This is a genomic window from Ligilactobacillus apodemi DSM 16634 = JCM 16172, from assembly GCF_001434405.1.
GTDB lineage: Bacteria > Bacillota > Bacilli > Lactobacillales > Lactobacillaceae > Ligilactobacillus > Ligilactobacillus apodemi.
Genome location: NZ_AZFT01000001.1, coordinates 26,748 through 41,287, shown reverse-complemented (window position 1 = coordinate 41,287; position 14,540 = coordinate 26,748). Strand labels below are relative to the sequence as shown.

The following is a 14,540-nucleotide window of genomic DNA, read 5'->3' as shown; positions in this document are numbered from 1 at the left end:
TTGTGAGATACTGTAGCTTGCTAAAAGATAAAATAAAACCGATAATAGGTAAGAAACATCGATAGAGATAAATATGATGATAGACATATTTTAGGTTAAAGTTAATACATACATCTGGGTGTTACATAGAATTGTGAGAGGATTAGTTATAAAAATGAAAGAAATTAAACAAAAAAAGTGGTTCACTGATTTTGGGGTACTAGTAGCATTTATAATCCTTAGTGTACTGTTTACTAGTTTTTTTATATCAAGTGGACGAATCGCTTTAGCTTCCGATGGAAGTTTTCATTTTTCTAGGGCAGAAGAATTATATCAAAATTTAAAGTCAGGTAGTTTTTTCACCTTTATCGCAACACATACCTTCCATGGTAGTGGCGTAGGAACTTTTCTTTTCTATCCCGCAGTTTTTATATATCCATGGGCATTTTTACGCTTTTTATTTAATCCAATAACGGCTTTTTATATTTGGTATGGCGTATTTATGTTTTTAACATTGGTCATTTCGTACTATGTTATGGTTAAGTTTTCACAAAATCGCCTACGTGGTTTTGTATTTGCATTATTTTATACAGTTGGTAGTTATCATTTATATTTAGGAATTAAGAATTACGTTCTTGGCGAATTTATTGCATATACATTTGTTCCCATAGCAATGTACGGTTTTTATGAAGTTGTTTGGGGAAATTCTAAAAAATGGCCATTTTTAGCGGTAGGCTGTATTTTATTACTTTATAGCCATTTGTTAAGTGTTGTTATTGCGGTAGGTATAATGGTAATAATATTTATTATCACCCTTATTTTAGGAAAACGTTTAGAACAAGCAAGGTGGTTTGCACTATTAAAGAGTATTGGGTTAGCTACGTTATTAGGATCATGGGTAGTATATCCTTTTATTAGCGATTATTTAAAGGATGAATTAGGTGGTCCAACACCTGGCTTTACTTGGATAAGGAGTGCTTCAGTAGTTTTTGATGCATCTTTAAAAAATGTTGCAAGTAATAAGGGTGTGGGGTTAGCTTTACTAGTGGCTGCACTTATCGGTTGGTATTTTGTAAAATCAAAGACGCAAGAAAAAATATTCTACATTTTAGGGATTTTTTTCTTATTAGCGGTAACTAATATCTTTCCTTATGTTATTTTATGGAAGTACAATATTTTTCCAGCGTTACAAGTTATTCAATTTCCATATCGCTTTTTGACCTACGCTTCATTTTTCTTAGCAATCGTAGTATCGGAAATAGTTGTAAAGCTAAGCAGTAATTTATATAAATACCATGAAATATTGTTGGCAATGGCAATGCTACTACTATCATTTTGTTTATATTGTAGTGCAGTGACTCCGGTACTTGAGCGAATTTGGAATCAAAATCCGCAAGCTAAGTTGCAAAATGTACATGATTATTACGCTTCAGTGCCTAGTGGAGGAATTATAGATAAAGAAAATTATCAGTCGTTATTTAGTTATGTTATTTTATATGGGGAAACAGACTATTATCCTAAGGAATCTTTTAGTAATAATGATATTTTAAGTAACCAAGGAGCAAAGAGTATTATTTCACACGAAGCTAAGGTTGGAAATCAAACTGAACAGCTACAAGCGATATCTTTGCCTAATGCGTTATTATTTAACATAAAAGTTACAAGGGCAACTACTATTGATTTACCAGTAGTTAGCTATGCAAGCGATGTGGTTTATGTTGATAATAAAAAAGTATCTTTTAAAACTAGTGATCGTGGAACTATTAAGATAAATGTAAAGAAAGGAACGCATCAAATTAAAGTTCAATATCAGATGAGCTCACTGTTTTATGTTCTTTTTGGCGTATCATTGTTAGGCTGGATAAGTATTTTTCTAGTATGGGTACTTAGAAAAGTTAAACTTTATTGCAGAGAAGGAACGGTTAGCTAGAATTTGTTTACATTGAATATTATAATGAATAATAAATGTTTTTAGAGAGGAGGCCGCGTGAGAAACCAATATTTCTCACCATAAATATTGAAAAAATTATCGATTATTGTGCCTTGTTATTTTGAAGAAGAATCTGTGCCGTTATTTTATAAAGCCGTTGAGAAGATAAAGCCGCAATTAAATGATGTAGAGTTGGAATATTGCTTTATTAATGACGGCTCAACAGATAATACACTAAAAGAAATGCAAAAACTACAAGCTGAGGATCCTGAACATGTGCATTACGTATCTTTTTCACGTAATTTTGGGAAAGAAGCTGCGCTTTATTGTGGCCTTAGAGAAGCAACGGGGGATTACGTGACGGTGATGGATGTTGATCTTCAAGACCCGCCAGATATGTTACCCGAAATGTTAAAAATCGTTGAAACAACTGACTATGATTGTGTGGGTACAAGACGGATCGACCGTGCCGGTGAGCCGCCAATTCGTTCATTTTTCTCACGAATGTTTTATAAATTGATCAATCAGATTTCGGATACGGAAATTGTGGATGGTGCTCGTGACTTTCGCTTAATGACTCGACAAATGACCGATGCGATCCTCTCCATGAGTGAATACAATCGTTTTTCCAAGGGAATTTTTAGTTGGGTCGGCTTTAAGACTAAGTATTTAAATTATGAAAACCAAGAACGAGTTGCTGGCAAGACAAGTTGGAATTTCTGGAGTCTTTTTCGCTATTCCATTGATGGAATCGTTAATTTCTCCCAGTTTCCATTAGATATTGCCGCTTTTATTGGTTTTATCTCTTCGTTGGTCTCAGGTTTAGGAATTCTATTTATTATTGCACGCTACTTGATTCAAGGAGATCCAACTAGTGGTTGGGCTTCTACGATTTGTATCATGCTTTTTATTGGTGGGATTCAGCTCTTCTGCTTAGGAATCGTTGGTAAATATATTGGTAAGATATTTACTGAAGTTAAGCAACGACCGGTTTATATTATTAAAGAAAAGAAATAGGGGATAAAATGGCAGAAAAAAAGAAACGACTATACTATATTGATGCATTAAATTGCATTGCGATTTTCTTTGTTTTAGTATTACATTCCGCACAACTATCTCACTTTGGGGATGAGAGTTATACAAACTTGCAACTAGCCAATGTATTGCAGGCACTCTGTATTCCAGCTGTATATATTTTTTTCATGAATTCAGGAGCAACATTGTTAAATTATCGAGCACGTCAAACAACTAAAGAGTTCTTTAGACGACGGACTCAGCGAGTTTTAGTGCCCTTTATTTTTTGGTCTATTTGTTATTACCTATTTGATATATGGTTTCGGGCTTTTCCAGGACCAATAGATCATTCTACAGATGCAAGCTTTAAAGGTTTTATAAATGCATTTCTCAATAATAATATCAATAATCTTTTTTGGTTTTTCTATACGATTATTGCGTTGTATTTAGTTGCACCAATTTTATCTGTTTTAGCAGATAAGCATAAAGATGTTTTGGGATATGTCGTGATCATATATTTCATTGTTAATGATGTATTAAATTATCTAGGAAATATTTTAGGAAAAGATTTAACTACAGAATTTATTTCCCAGCCACTACTAACGTCATCTTTTGTAGGTTTCTTTATCATGGGATATTTAATTAAAGAAAATTATTTTTCCATCAAAGTTCAAAATTGGTTGATTATTTTAGGTATGGTAACGTTACTGGCTTCGCTCATAAATATTTTTACAGCAGGAAAATATAGCTTTCTTAGTGGCTATAGTCCTTTTCTTTATTCGGTCTCGTTATACTTAATAGTGAAACGGATAACTGAACACGTAAAGAAAGAAAAAGTTTTACAATTTTTTGCACTTTGTTCTGGGGCAAGTTTAGGAATATATATCCTTCATCCATTATTTTATGCTTTATTTGATAAAATTGTTTATCGGACAACGATCAACGATTGGACCGCTTACCTAGATGTATTAAATGATCCAATTCATATTTTGATTTTACCGATTGTAGCATATATTATCTTAGTAGCAGGAGTTTTATTACTCAAACGAATAAAACTAATTGCCAAAATTTTACCGTAGTAAAAAGTCAATTCTAAGTCCTAACTTGGAATTGACTTTTTGATTAAGTGGACTATTAGACTATTTTAGGCTAAAATTATTCCATAAAATCATGTTAGGGACTGATAAAGATTATTAATAAATTTAAAAATTTATTTGATGCGACTATGCTCAAGTTTATTTTAGTCGGGATCGTTAATACGATTTTTGGGATGGGAGTCATGTTTATTTTTTATAACTTTTTCCATTTCAGTTATTGGATATCTTCAGCATCAAATTATATTTTTGGGAGTATTTTGAGCTACTTTTTAAACAAGTACTTTACTTTCCAAAATAAATCTAAGAGTTGGATAACGATTATTAAGTTTACAGTCAATATTACGGTTTGCTATTTGATTGCATATGGCGTTGCCAAGCCACTCGCAATTTGGGTATTTAGTGGCTTTAATACGCATGTCCAAAATAATATTGCGATGCTAGCCGGCTCAGTCTTTTTTGTTGGTTTAAATTATTTGGGGCAACGCTTTTGGGCTTTTAAAGAATAGGAGGATAAGGTGTGCTTGAAAAAATAAATTGGCAACGAGATAACCTGGGAAATTATCTGTATATGTATAGTCTCACGTTATATCTAATTGTTAATTTTGCGGCAGGAACTACTTTATCAAAGACATTAGGTTTAGGAACGATGGTTGTTTTGTTGCGTCTTTCGCAACTTGCAACTTTAATTGTGTTTTTAAAAATCATTTTTTTAGACAAGCATAAATTTAATACATTATTAGCGTTTATTGCCGGTGCGGGCTTTTTATTAGTAGCTTGTAAGCAGGCACGCGAATTAGAACCACTGTTTATGTTTGTTTTTATGGTTGGTGCTTATAACATAAATTTTAAGGAAATCTTAGATAAGTACATCTTGGTTATTTTGACCATGTTTTTACTGACGTATGTTGCTACATTGATTGGTCTAGTGCCTAATAATGTTATTTGGCGTGCAAATGGTGGGCCGATTCGTGCTGGTCTTGGGTTATCCACCTCTTCGGATATGGCGGCCCATTCCTTTTATTTGATGTTAGCTTACGCTTTAGTGCACAATTTTTCATTAAAGCGCCAACAAATCGGCTTTTTAGGTTTAATAGCAGTTTTGATCTTTGCGCTGACTAATAGTCGCTTAGATGGGATCTTGATGGCACTGCTATTATTGTGCCTTTATTTTAGACGCCAAGTTTTTCAATTTATGCGTTTTATTGGAAAAAAAGGTGTCACACTTTTCGTAGTTCTTTATGCGCTAGGTGATTTAGCATTGACGTATTGTTTTGATGTCAATAATCGCTTTTATGCGTTATTGGATACATTTTTATCGCATCGATTGCTATTTGGAAAAATTGCCTTTGAAAAATATCCTTTGCGCTTTTTAGGACAATATATTTATCAAAATGGTAATGGCGATCCACGAGGGTATGTGAAGTATTACTTTATCGATTCAGCCTTCGTCCAAGCGTGGATAATGTTTGGCATCTTATTTTTCATTTTTATGATGTGTGTGCTTTGTTTTTTGATTTTTAAAGCATATAAGCATATGTACTATGGGTTGATTTTAGCGGTCATTTTGATCGTTATCAGTATGGCGATCAACCATCATTTTTGGAACATTTCGTATAACGTAATTTTATTGGCTACTTTAGCTAAAATGCCACGGTATGAGAGTGATTAGGCGAAGTTTTTCATCTGTGGTATAATGCAAGGGGGATTACCGTCAAAAAGACGGCTTTTTATTTAATATTAGAGAATAAATGAATTTTATTTGGAGGATGTACATTATGTCTAAGTATTTAGTTGTTGGTGCGGGACTCTTTGGTGCAGTCTTTGCAAACGAAGCTGCTAAGCGCGGTCATGAGGTAACTGTGATCGAGAAACGCGATCATTTAGCAGGAAATATTTATACTAAGGAAGTTGATGGAATTCAAGTTCACCAATATGGGGCACATATTTTCCATACTTCAAATAAGCGTGTTTGGGACTATGTTAACCAATTTGCGGAATTTAATCGTTACACTAACGAACCGGTCGCAAATTACAAAGGTGAAATCTACAACTTACCATTTAACATGAATACTTTTAGTAAACTTTGGGGTGTAGTCACACCACAAGAAGCACAAGCTAAAATCGAAGAACAACGTACAGTTTTAAATGGTAAAAAGCCAGAAAACTTGGAAGAACAAGCTATTTCTTTGATCGGGACAGATATTTATGAAAAATTGATCAAGGGCTACACTGAAAAGCAATGGGGCCGTAAAGCGACTGAATTACCAGCTTTCATCATCCGTCGCTTACCAGTGCGTTTGACATACGATAACAACTACTTCAACGATACATATCAAGGTATTCCGATTGGTGGTTATACTCAAATCGTCGAAAAGATGTTAGATCATGAAAATATCACAGTTAAAACAAATACTGATTTCTTTGACAACAAGGAACAATATTTGAATGATTACGATAAAGTTCTCTTTACCGGGATGATCGACCAATTCTTTGACTACCAATTGGGTGAATTGGAATACCGGAGCTTACGCTTTGAAACAGAAAAATTAGCTGTTGATAATTACCAAGGAAATGCTGTGGTTAACTATACTGACGCTGAAACACCATATACGCGAATCATTGAACACAAGCACTTTGAATTTGGTAAAGGTGATAAGAATAAGACGGTTATCACGCGTGAATATCCAGCTGATTGGAAACGTGGCGATGAACCATATTACCCAGTCAATGACCAGAAGAATAATGCTTTATATACTAAATATCAAGATCTTGCTAAACAAAAAGCTGATAACGTGATTTTTGGTGGTCGCTTAGGCCAATATCGTTACTACAACATGGATCAAGTTATTTCAGCCGCTTTAACAACGGTAGAGCAGGAGTTTGGTGATTATAAATGAAAGTTATCCGCAACTATTTATATAATGCGGGTTATCAGGTGTTAGCCATTATTGTCCCCCTGATAACAAGTCCATATATCAGTCGTGTTTTGCATGCTTCTGGGGTTGGTGATAATGCATACACGAATTCGATTATTCAATATTTTGTTATGTTTGCGGCACTAGGGGTTGGCTATTACGGAAATCGAGAAATTGCGTATGTCCGTGAAAATCGTCAGAAGATGTCTGAGACTTTTTGGGAAATCCAAATTTTAAAAACTTTGACAACTTTGGGAGCTTATTTAGCTTTTGTGATCTTTGTCCAAATATATACTGATTATAGTTGGTATTTATGGGTTCAATCGATCAATGTGATAGCGGTAGCTTTCGATATTTCATGGCTATTTATGGGGTTAGAAGATTTCAAGCGTACTGTAATTAGAAATACGATCGTTAAAATTTCTTCGTTGATTTGTATTTTTGCATTTGTACGAGACGCTAATGATGTAGCTTTGTACATTTTCATTGTTGGGGCTTCAACTCTTTTTGGTAACTTAATTTTATGGCCATATTTAAAAGGCATTTTAGTACCAGTGAAATGGCGTAGTTTACACCCATTAAAGCACTTTAATCCAACAGTTTCTCTTTTTATTCCGCAAGTTGCGACCTCAGTATATTTGCAACTTAACAAAACAATGTTAGGTGCAATGATTGGGGCGGACTACTCAGGATTCTATTACAATGCTGACCAAATTGTAAAAATGGTGCTAACATTAGCGACTTCGTTAGGGACTGTTATGTTACCTCATATGGCTTCAGCTTTTGCTAAGGGGGATCATAAGCGAGTAAATGAAATGCTCTATACTTCGTTTGATTTCATTTCGTTGCTATCAGTGGCGATGAGTTTTGGACTAGCAGCTGTTTCACTACACTTGGGACCATATTTCTTTGGTAAAGGTTTCGGTCCTGTTGGTCCTGCGATGCTGATCGAATCGGTCGTTATTTTACTGATTGCCTGGAGTAACACGGTTGGAGCACAATACTTATTACCAACAAATAAGGTCAAAGCTTTCACGACTTCAGTTGTGTTAGGGGCTATTGTTAATGCAATCGCCAACTTGCCATTTATTTATTTCTGGGGATTAAATGGTGCAATGTATGCAACAGTTTTATCAGAACTTGTTGTGACTGGTTACCAATTATGGTATGTTCGTAAATTAGTAAGTATGAAAAAATTATTTACAAATGTATACAAATACCTATTCGCGGGAATTGTGATGTTTATTCCAGTATTTCTCATTGATAATGCTGTCAAAACGAGTGTCATATCTCTTGCCTTAGAAGTTATCTTGGGAATTGTTATTTACGTAGTGATGATTCTTATTTTACGTCCAACATCATTATTGCAGGTCAAGGAAATGATCGGTGGCCGTCTCAAGGGAAATAAATAATTTTTAGCGTGGTAGGGTAGTTTATATATTGAATTACCATACCATGCTTTTTATATATTGTGACAGGAGAGTTAGGTATAATATAATTACGGAAGCTAGTTATAATAGGTGAAAGGAAAATAATGAATGAAAAATTACGTGTTATTATGGCATGATAGTGCACGGGCGACAGGTGGTATCAAAGCTAAAGAAGACACGAATGCCTTTTTTAAGCAAGAAAATTATCAAATCATTGATACACCAACTGGAAAAATAGCAAAAGTTTTATACGTATTTTGTGTATTGCCATTTATTTTTTTAAGTATTAGAAGTGGTAATATTATTGTACAATTTCCTTCAGGTAAGCCATTTCTACAAAAAATGATGCTTAGAAGCATAAAATATCTTTCGGGTGCTAATCTATTATTGATTATTCATGATATTGAAGCATTAAGGATTCATGTTGGCACTGAGTATACTAAGGAAAATAAAACTGAATTACAGCTTTTAAAGTTAGCGGATGGCTTAGTGTCATTAAATAAAGTGATGACAAAGTGGCTTAGACAAAATGAGATTAACGTTCCAATCACAGAGCTTAGAGTGTGGGATTACATCAACCCAGCACCAATTCATACACAGAAAAAGTATGCGGGAAGTGTTTGTTTTGCTGGAAACTTAGATAAATCAGAATTTCTTTATAAATATGATTTAAAGCATACTTTGACAGTGTTTGGTAAAAAAACGGTCGAGCGTTCTTTTCCAAATTCAATCAACTATGCGGGGGTATTTACCCCTGAAGAATTACCTAGTAAATTAAATGCTAATTTTGGCTTGATTTGGGATGGTAATGAATTAACAACTTGTGCTGGTAATTATGGCACTTATTTACGTTACAATGCCCCACATAAGACATCATTGTATCTTAGCTCTGGTCTACCAGTTATTGTTTGGAAAGAAGCAGCTGTTGCAAGTGTGATCGAGCAGTATAAATGTGGTTTGACGATTGAAAGCTTAACTGACTTGGATCGAATTTTGGATGAACTTACGCCAAGTAAATATGAGCAATTGTATAAAAATACAGTTAAAGTTGCTGAAATGATGCGTCAAGGTACGTTTATGAAAACTGCAATTGAAAGTTTGATCGGTAAAATTGAAGGGAAGAATAATGGGTAAATATATTTTAACAATTGAGGACTTACATAAGAATAATGCGGGTCCAAAAGCTAAAGAAGATGTATTACGTTTCTTAAAGGAAGAAGGCTATCAGGATTTACCGCTAAAATTAAAGCTGGATCCGGAAGATCATAGTTTAGCTGCAAAATTACGAAAAATTTATGATACTAAGGTCGTTATTCCTCGAGCATTAAAACATATTGATGCAGATGTGATTATTTTGCAGTACCCTATTTATTCAACATTTTTAACTTCGAATATTATTAAAGCTATTCGTAAATACACTAACGCTAAATTATATTTTGTGATTCATGATGTTGAGACTTTGCGTCTTTTTAGTGATGATGAAAATTTTGTAAAAGCAGAACGTGAAATATTTAACAGTGTTGATGGTTTAGTTGATCATAATAAAAAAATGCATGGATGGTTGAAACAACAAGGAATTACAACTCCTTGTGTAGATTTGGAAATTTTTGATTACTATAATCCAACTGAATTGGTGGAAACATACCAATATGATAAATCCTTAGTATTCGCAGGGAACTTATCTAAGTCGAAGTTTTTATTGCATGAAGATTTTGCTAAATTACATTTTGATTTAGAACTTTATGGTCCTAATCCAGCTGAAAATTATGCTGATAATATTAAATATCGCGGTGTTTACCCACCAGATGAATTACCAACTCATTTAAAACAAAATTTCGGTCTTGTTTGGGATGGGAATAGTATTACAGAATGTGATGGTATTTTTGGTGAATATACTAAATATAACAATCCACATAAAGCCTCACTCTACTTAAGTAGTGGCTTGCCGATCATTGTGTGGAAACAAGCGGCATTAGCTGATTTTGTGACAGAAAGAAATGTAGGGTTTGCAGTTGAAAGCTTGACTGAAGTGGAACGATATCTCACTCAAATGCCACAGGAACAATATTCTGTTATGAAGAAAAATACTTTGGAGCTTGCCCATGAATTACGCCAAGGTAAATTTGTTAAAGTGGCAGTTTCAAAACTAGAACATGCAAAGGATGAACAATGAAAAATATAGTACTTTTTAGAGAAAATATTCGCACTAAAATAGTGACATGCTTTCCCAATTTAGGTGAATGGGTTTATCTTAGTGCTTTTGCACTGTACTTATTAGCAATGGCACTAAAAGGCACGATGTTAGTCAATTTTTTGATTACAGAACGTGGAATTTTCTATCTTTCTGCAGTTCCTGCATTATTTGTTATGGGAAAGATTTTGTTTTTAGATGATTATGACTGGAAAGAGTTAGTTATTTATCTATTATTAGAAACACTTTTATTTGCTGTGGGAACGAATGCGAATGAATACATGATTTTTTACTTACTCTTCTTTATAGTAGGAGCTAAGGGGATTAATGTCGATCGCATCTTACAAGTTTACTTAATTGTCAATCTTAGCGTAATTGCTTTGGCATTTATTTTTTCTTCTAGTGGTTTTGTAAAAAATGTGACAGTAACACGTACAGATTCACCAGCCGTACGCTTTGCCTTAGGAGCCGTTTATCCAACTGACCTAGCTTCTCGTGTCTTCTTTATGATGATTGCTTATGCAGCTTTGAAGCGCTTTAGTTTTTCATTGGCGGAATATTGTTCATATGTAGCATTGACTGCGTTGACATATATTGTGACGGATACACGAATTGATTTAATGCTCATGGTTTTATTATTACTTTGCATTGCTTTGTATCGTCCAATTGAAAAACTCTTAAATCATCTTAGCGCTTGGATGCTTACAGCTATTTCAACTTTTTACGTCTTTCTGATAATTATTATGGGATATTTATATAGTCCACATATTGGTATTTTAGAAAAAATCAATCATTTCTTATCAGGACGCCTTTTTTATGAACGGCTAGCTTTTACTAATTACAATGTTACACCATTTGGACAATTTATTTATCAGAATGGTTTTGGCGGTGGATTTAAAGTTGTAGACTATTTCTACATTGACGCTTCATATGTACGAACTTTAATGATGCATGGTGTGTTGGTCTTTATGTTGATGTTAATACTATTTTATTTGTTGTTTGCACGTTTTAAAACAGAAAAACTAAATTATTGGATTATTTGTTTAGCATTGGTCTTATTAACATCAGGAATTGATCAGCACCTTTGGGATATTTCATATAACTTTATTTTCTTAGCATTAATGGCCACTCTTGTTCCAATTAAAACTAAAAAAGCTAAATAAAAAAAACTTCACTTGTGAAATTATATTTAAACGATTGACAATATAATTTCATTTAAGTGAAGTTTTTTATTAGCCTACATAGTAAGTTGATGTAAGGCATTAGCGAATTTTTTAAAGTAGTTTTGCGGATAAAATTTAGTAATACTTTCTTTTACTGACGCAGTTGGAAGGGGATTAGTAGCAATTTTTTTCATTTGAGTAGCTAAGCTATTAACGTCTTTTTGTGGGTAACTAAAACCATTTACTCCTTCAATAAGCACATCTTGATAACCATTGAATTGACTGGAAATAACGGGTACTCCGTGTGCAATGGTTTCTAACATGATCATCGGTAAGCCTTCATATTTTGAGGTCAATAAAAGCGCGGTTGGTCGTGTATCAATCTGGGACCAAAGATTTTTTGTAAAGCCATGCCATGTAATACGCGCATTAATGCCTAATTTTTCGGCATAAGATTGACATAACGCTAAATCATTCCCCGTACCATAAACATCCAAGGTTGCATTAGGAACTAAGCTTAATCCATCAAGCATTTCTTTTAAATTTTTTTGTCCTTCAAATATAATTCGACCAGCGTAGAAAAAGTTAGTCGTATCTGTTGCGGAGAGTTCAGTAGTTACAGGTTCAATTGGATTGAAAATTAGAAAGATTTTTTCTTCAGGTATACCGTAACTACAAAGCTGATTTTTGATAACAGAGCTGATTGCTAAATGACCATCAGCGTAAGGAAGATCCGCTTTGGCATCGAACATATCTTGATCATCTAAAGAAAAGTGGATCCAAGAAATAAGGCGATATTTGCGTTGGAGACTTGCACGGATCTTAGCTCCCAATTTGATCATCTTGGGACTAAGGGAGATAAAGCAAGTATCATTTGTAGCTGTTAAAAAACGACGTGAGATATTAAATAAGCGATTGTATTTTCCGGCATAAATCGTTACTTTTACTTTAGGATCAAATTTTTCAATAAAAGCTGGTTGTTCAGGTTGGCTAGTAAGAATCAACTCAATATCATGTTCACGGCAAAGATAGTTCAACACTTTTACCAGAACTGTCTCCGTTCCTCCAATTCCAGAAAGTTCCATACATAAAAATTTTAACTTCATTAATTCGTATTCTCCCGAATTTGATTTTGTCTACTTCTAATTTTAAATAATAAAATAGCAAATTGTGGCAATTTGAGTTTTAAAAATAACCCAGGAAGTAGATGTGGGGTTAAGCAAGCTTTGAGTGGTAAACCATTCAAAGCTTGCTTAATGATAGGATCTTGGCAAACTTCAAGTAATGTTTGCTTTTTTTGCTTCATGGAAGCCGGATTAGTGGCTACATAAATAAATCTGACCGCAATAATATTTAGTTGAATCAAAGTGAATTTAAAAAAACTTACTTGAAGTTCTTTAGGTTGTGACACCATAAAATTATTCATTGCGACTAATGTTTTTAAATAAGCACTAATTTTTTCCTTAGCAAAAATCCGTGTGGCAGATGGCGTATCAATTGAATAATGATACATGATCAAATTAGAACTGCAAATTTTAGAGCAACATGCAGAATAGCGAATTAAAAATTCACTATCTTCTGCCATAGTTAGTTCTTCATCAAAGTAGAGCTTTCGTGTAGCAATGATTTCACGTTTGAAAAATTTTCCCCAGACGGTTAAGTAGTTAGTCGGTTTTTCAAGCATTTTGCAACGAGCAGAAAGGCTTGTGAGTGTGGTTTTAAAGGACAAGTCAATCGTTTTTTGCCCATGTTCAAAACTAAAAATTTGTAAGTCTGCATCATTTTTATGAGCTATGTTTAACGCTTGTTTTAAAGTGTCAGCGATATAAAAATCATCAGCATCTAAAAAGGCGACCCATTGCCCAGTAGCGTGCTTAAGGCCCACGTTACGTGCTTGTCCAACTCCATTACCAGCTGTTAAAACTTTCAGTTTAGCTTCTTTTTGGGCGAATTTTTTAGCAACAGCTACAGTATTATCTTGTGAACCGTCGTCAATAACTAAAATTTCATAATCAGTAAATTCTTTTTGTGAACAGATACTATTTAGAGCTCGTTCAAGTGTTTCTTCAGCATTATATGCAGGAATAATAAAAGATATAGCGGGCATAAAAAAACCTCCTTCAAAAAAGGCGCATGATATACACCATGCGCCTTTTTATACTTTTAATAGGCACTATTAGGTTTAAATAGGATTTTTATAGTCATAAATAAAATCTTTATATCAAACCAAATACTGCTTTTTTGAATATATTCTAAATCTAATTGTACCATTTCATGAAAGCCAACAGAATTACGTACAGTAGCTTGCCATAGGCCGGAACAACCAGGGACAACTAAAAGACGTTGCATATCATAATCGGTATACTCTTTAACTTCAGATGGAAGAGGTGGGCGTGGTCCGACTAAACTCATTTCTCCCCGTAAAACATTAAATAGTTGAGGTAGTTCGTCAATACTTGTTTTGCGGATAAAATGACCAATTCGTGTAACACGAGGATCATTTTTCATTTTAAACATAGGTCCCTCAACTTCATTTTGTTTTTTTAACTCAGCTAAACGTTTATCAGCATCAACGTGCATAGAACGGAATTTAAACATATTAAACTCACGCTGATCTTTACCAACACGCTTTTGTTTATAAAATACAGGACCGCGGTCTTCTAACTTAATTAAAAGTGCAATCACTAAGAATAGCGGACTTAGGATAATTATCCCAAGAAGACTGGCACAAAAATCAAAAACACGTTTGATAAAATGATAATATTTCTTTTTAGATAGCAAAGATTTGTCGATGATGATTTTAGTCGACTGCTTCAAATTT

At 33.9% G+C, this 14,540-nt stretch carries 13 protein-coding genes; 10 read left to right on the top strand and 3 right to left on the bottom strand.

The annotated features are described in order from the left end of the window. The first annotated feature begins 154 nt into the window (after positions 1-154). From FC32_RS00195 to FC32_RS00150, 10 genes are all read left to right on the top strand, one after another. The gene (locus FC32_RS00195; RefSeq protein WP_025087183.1) at positions 155-1,909 is read left to right on the top strand and encodes a glycosyltransferase family protein; all 1,755 of its coding nucleotides are present in this window, start codon (positions 155-157) and stop codon (positions 1,907-1,909) included. 84 nt (positions 1,910-1,993) lie between these two features. Further along, on the top strand, positions 1,994-2,926 hold the full coding sequence (locus FC32_RS00190; protein ID WP_025087182.1) for a glycosyltransferase family 2 protein: 933 nt from the start codon (positions 1,994-1,996) through the stop codon (positions 2,924-2,926). 8 nt (positions 2,927-2,934) lie between these two features. Continuing rightward, a complete protein-coding gene (locus FC32_RS00185; RefSeq protein WP_035459792.1) occupies positions 2,935-4,002 on the top strand; it encodes an acyltransferase in 1,068 nt (355 codons plus the stop codon). A gap of 146 nt (positions 4,003-4,148) precedes the next feature. Further along, positions 4,149-4,526: a GtrA family protein gene (locus FC32_RS00180; protein ID WP_056957174.1), complete on the top strand. Its 378-nt coding sequence runs from the start codon at positions 4,149-4,151 to the stop codon at positions 4,524-4,526. An 11-nt stretch (positions 4,527-4,537) separates the two neighbouring features. Continuing rightward, complete coding sequence (locus FC32_RS00175; RefSeq protein ID WP_025087180.1) at positions 4,538-5,689, top strand: hypothetical protein; 1,152 nt, start codon at positions 4,538-4,540, stop codon at positions 5,687-5,689. 106 nt (positions 5,690-5,795) lie between these two features. Beyond that, complete coding sequence (glf, locus tag FC32_RS00170) at positions 5,796-6,917, top strand: UDP-galactopyranose mutase (protein ID WP_025087179.1); 1,122 nt, start codon at positions 5,796-5,798, stop codon at positions 6,915-6,917. Further along, the gene (locus FC32_RS00165) at positions 6,914-8,347 is read left to right on the top strand and encodes a flippase (protein ID WP_025087178.1); all 1,434 of its coding nucleotides are present in this window, start codon (positions 6,914-6,916) and stop codon (positions 8,345-8,347) included. Before glf ends, FC32_RS00165 begins: the two co-directional genes overlap by 4 nt. Before the next feature lie 126 nt (positions 8,348-8,473). Further along, the gene (locus FC32_RS00160; protein WP_025087177.1) at positions 8,474-9,499 is read left to right on the top strand and encodes a glycosyltransferase; all 1,026 of its coding nucleotides are present in this window, start codon (positions 8,474-8,476) and stop codon (positions 9,497-9,499) included. Then, on the top strand, positions 9,492-10,538 hold the full coding sequence (locus FC32_RS00155; protein WP_025087176.1) for a sugar transferase: 1,047 nt from the start codon (positions 9,492-9,494) through the stop codon (positions 10,536-10,538). The genes FC32_RS00160 and FC32_RS00155 overlap by 8 nt, the downstream gene beginning before the upstream one ends. Continuing rightward, the gene (locus FC32_RS00150) at positions 10,535-11,719 is read left to right on the top strand and encodes a hypothetical protein (protein ID WP_025087175.1); all 1,185 of its coding nucleotides are present in this window, start codon (positions 10,535-10,537) and stop codon (positions 11,717-11,719) included. Before FC32_RS00155 ends, FC32_RS00150 begins: the two co-directional genes overlap by 4 nt. Before the next feature lie 74 nt (positions 11,720-11,793). On the opposite strand, the gene FC32_RS00145 is transcribed toward FC32_RS00150, so the two are convergent. Genes FC32_RS00145 through FC32_RS00135 form a run of 3 tightly spaced genes read right to left on the bottom strand, consistent with a single transcriptional unit; the run spans position 11,794 to position 14,536 of the window. Beyond that, positions 11,794-12,825 carry a glycosyltransferase gene (locus FC32_RS00145; RefSeq protein ID WP_025087174.1) on the bottom strand — a complete coding sequence of 344 codons (1,032 nt, stop codon included), beginning with the start codon at positions 12,823-12,825 and terminating at the stop codon, positions 11,794-11,796. Beyond that, a complete protein-coding gene (locus FC32_RS00140; RefSeq protein WP_025087173.1) occupies positions 12,825-13,826 on the bottom strand; it encodes a glycosyltransferase family 2 protein in 1,002 nt (333 codons plus the stop codon). Before FC32_RS00140 ends, FC32_RS00145 begins: the two co-directional genes overlap by 1 nt. Positions 13,827-13,882: 56 nt before the next feature. Further along, the gene (locus FC32_RS00135; protein WP_025087172.1) at positions 13,883-14,536 is read right to left on the bottom strand and encodes a sugar transferase; all 654 of its coding nucleotides are present in this window, start codon (positions 14,534-14,536) and stop codon (positions 13,883-13,885) included. Between the last annotated feature and the right edge of the window lie 4 nt (positions 14,537-14,540).

Bases quoted from the DNA above. Each gene is read 5' to 3' on its own strand.
- FC32_RS00195 (WP_025087183.1), top strand. From the start codon at position 155: ATGAAAGAAATTAAACAAAAAAAGTGGTTCACTGATTTTGGGGTACTA.
- FC32_RS00185 (WP_035459792.1), top strand. From the start codon at position 2,935: ATGGCAGAAAAAAAGAAACGACTATACTATATTGATGCATTAAATTGC.
- FC32_RS00180 (WP_056957174.1), top strand. From the start codon at position 4,149: ATGCTCAAGTTTATTTTAGTCGGGATCGTTAATACGATTTTTGGGATG.
- glf (WP_025087179.1), top strand. From the start codon at position 5,796: ATGTCTAAGTATTTAGTTGTTGGTGCGGGACTCTTTGGTGCAGTCTTT.
- FC32_RS00165 (WP_025087178.1), top strand. From the start codon at position 6,914: ATGAAAGTTATCCGCAACTATTTATATAATGCGGGTTATCAGGTGTTA.
- FC32_RS00160 (WP_025087177.1), top strand. From the start codon at position 8,474: ATGAAAAATTACGTGTTATTATGGCATGATAGTGCACGGGCGACAGGT.
- FC32_RS00155 (WP_025087176.1), top strand. From the start codon at position 9,492: ATGGGTAAATATATTTTAACAATTGAGGACTTACATAAGAATAATGCG.
- FC32_RS00150 (WP_025087175.1), top strand. From the start codon at position 10,535: ATGAAAAATATAGTACTTTTTAGAGAAAATATTCGCACTAAAATAGTG.
- FC32_RS00145 (WP_025087174.1), bottom strand. From the start codon at position 12,825: ATGAAGTTAAAATTTTTATGTATGGAACTTTCTGGAATTGGAGGAACG.
- FC32_RS00140 (WP_025087173.1), bottom strand. From the start codon at position 13,826: ATGCCCGCTATATCTTTTATTATTCCTGCATATAATGCTGAAGAAACA.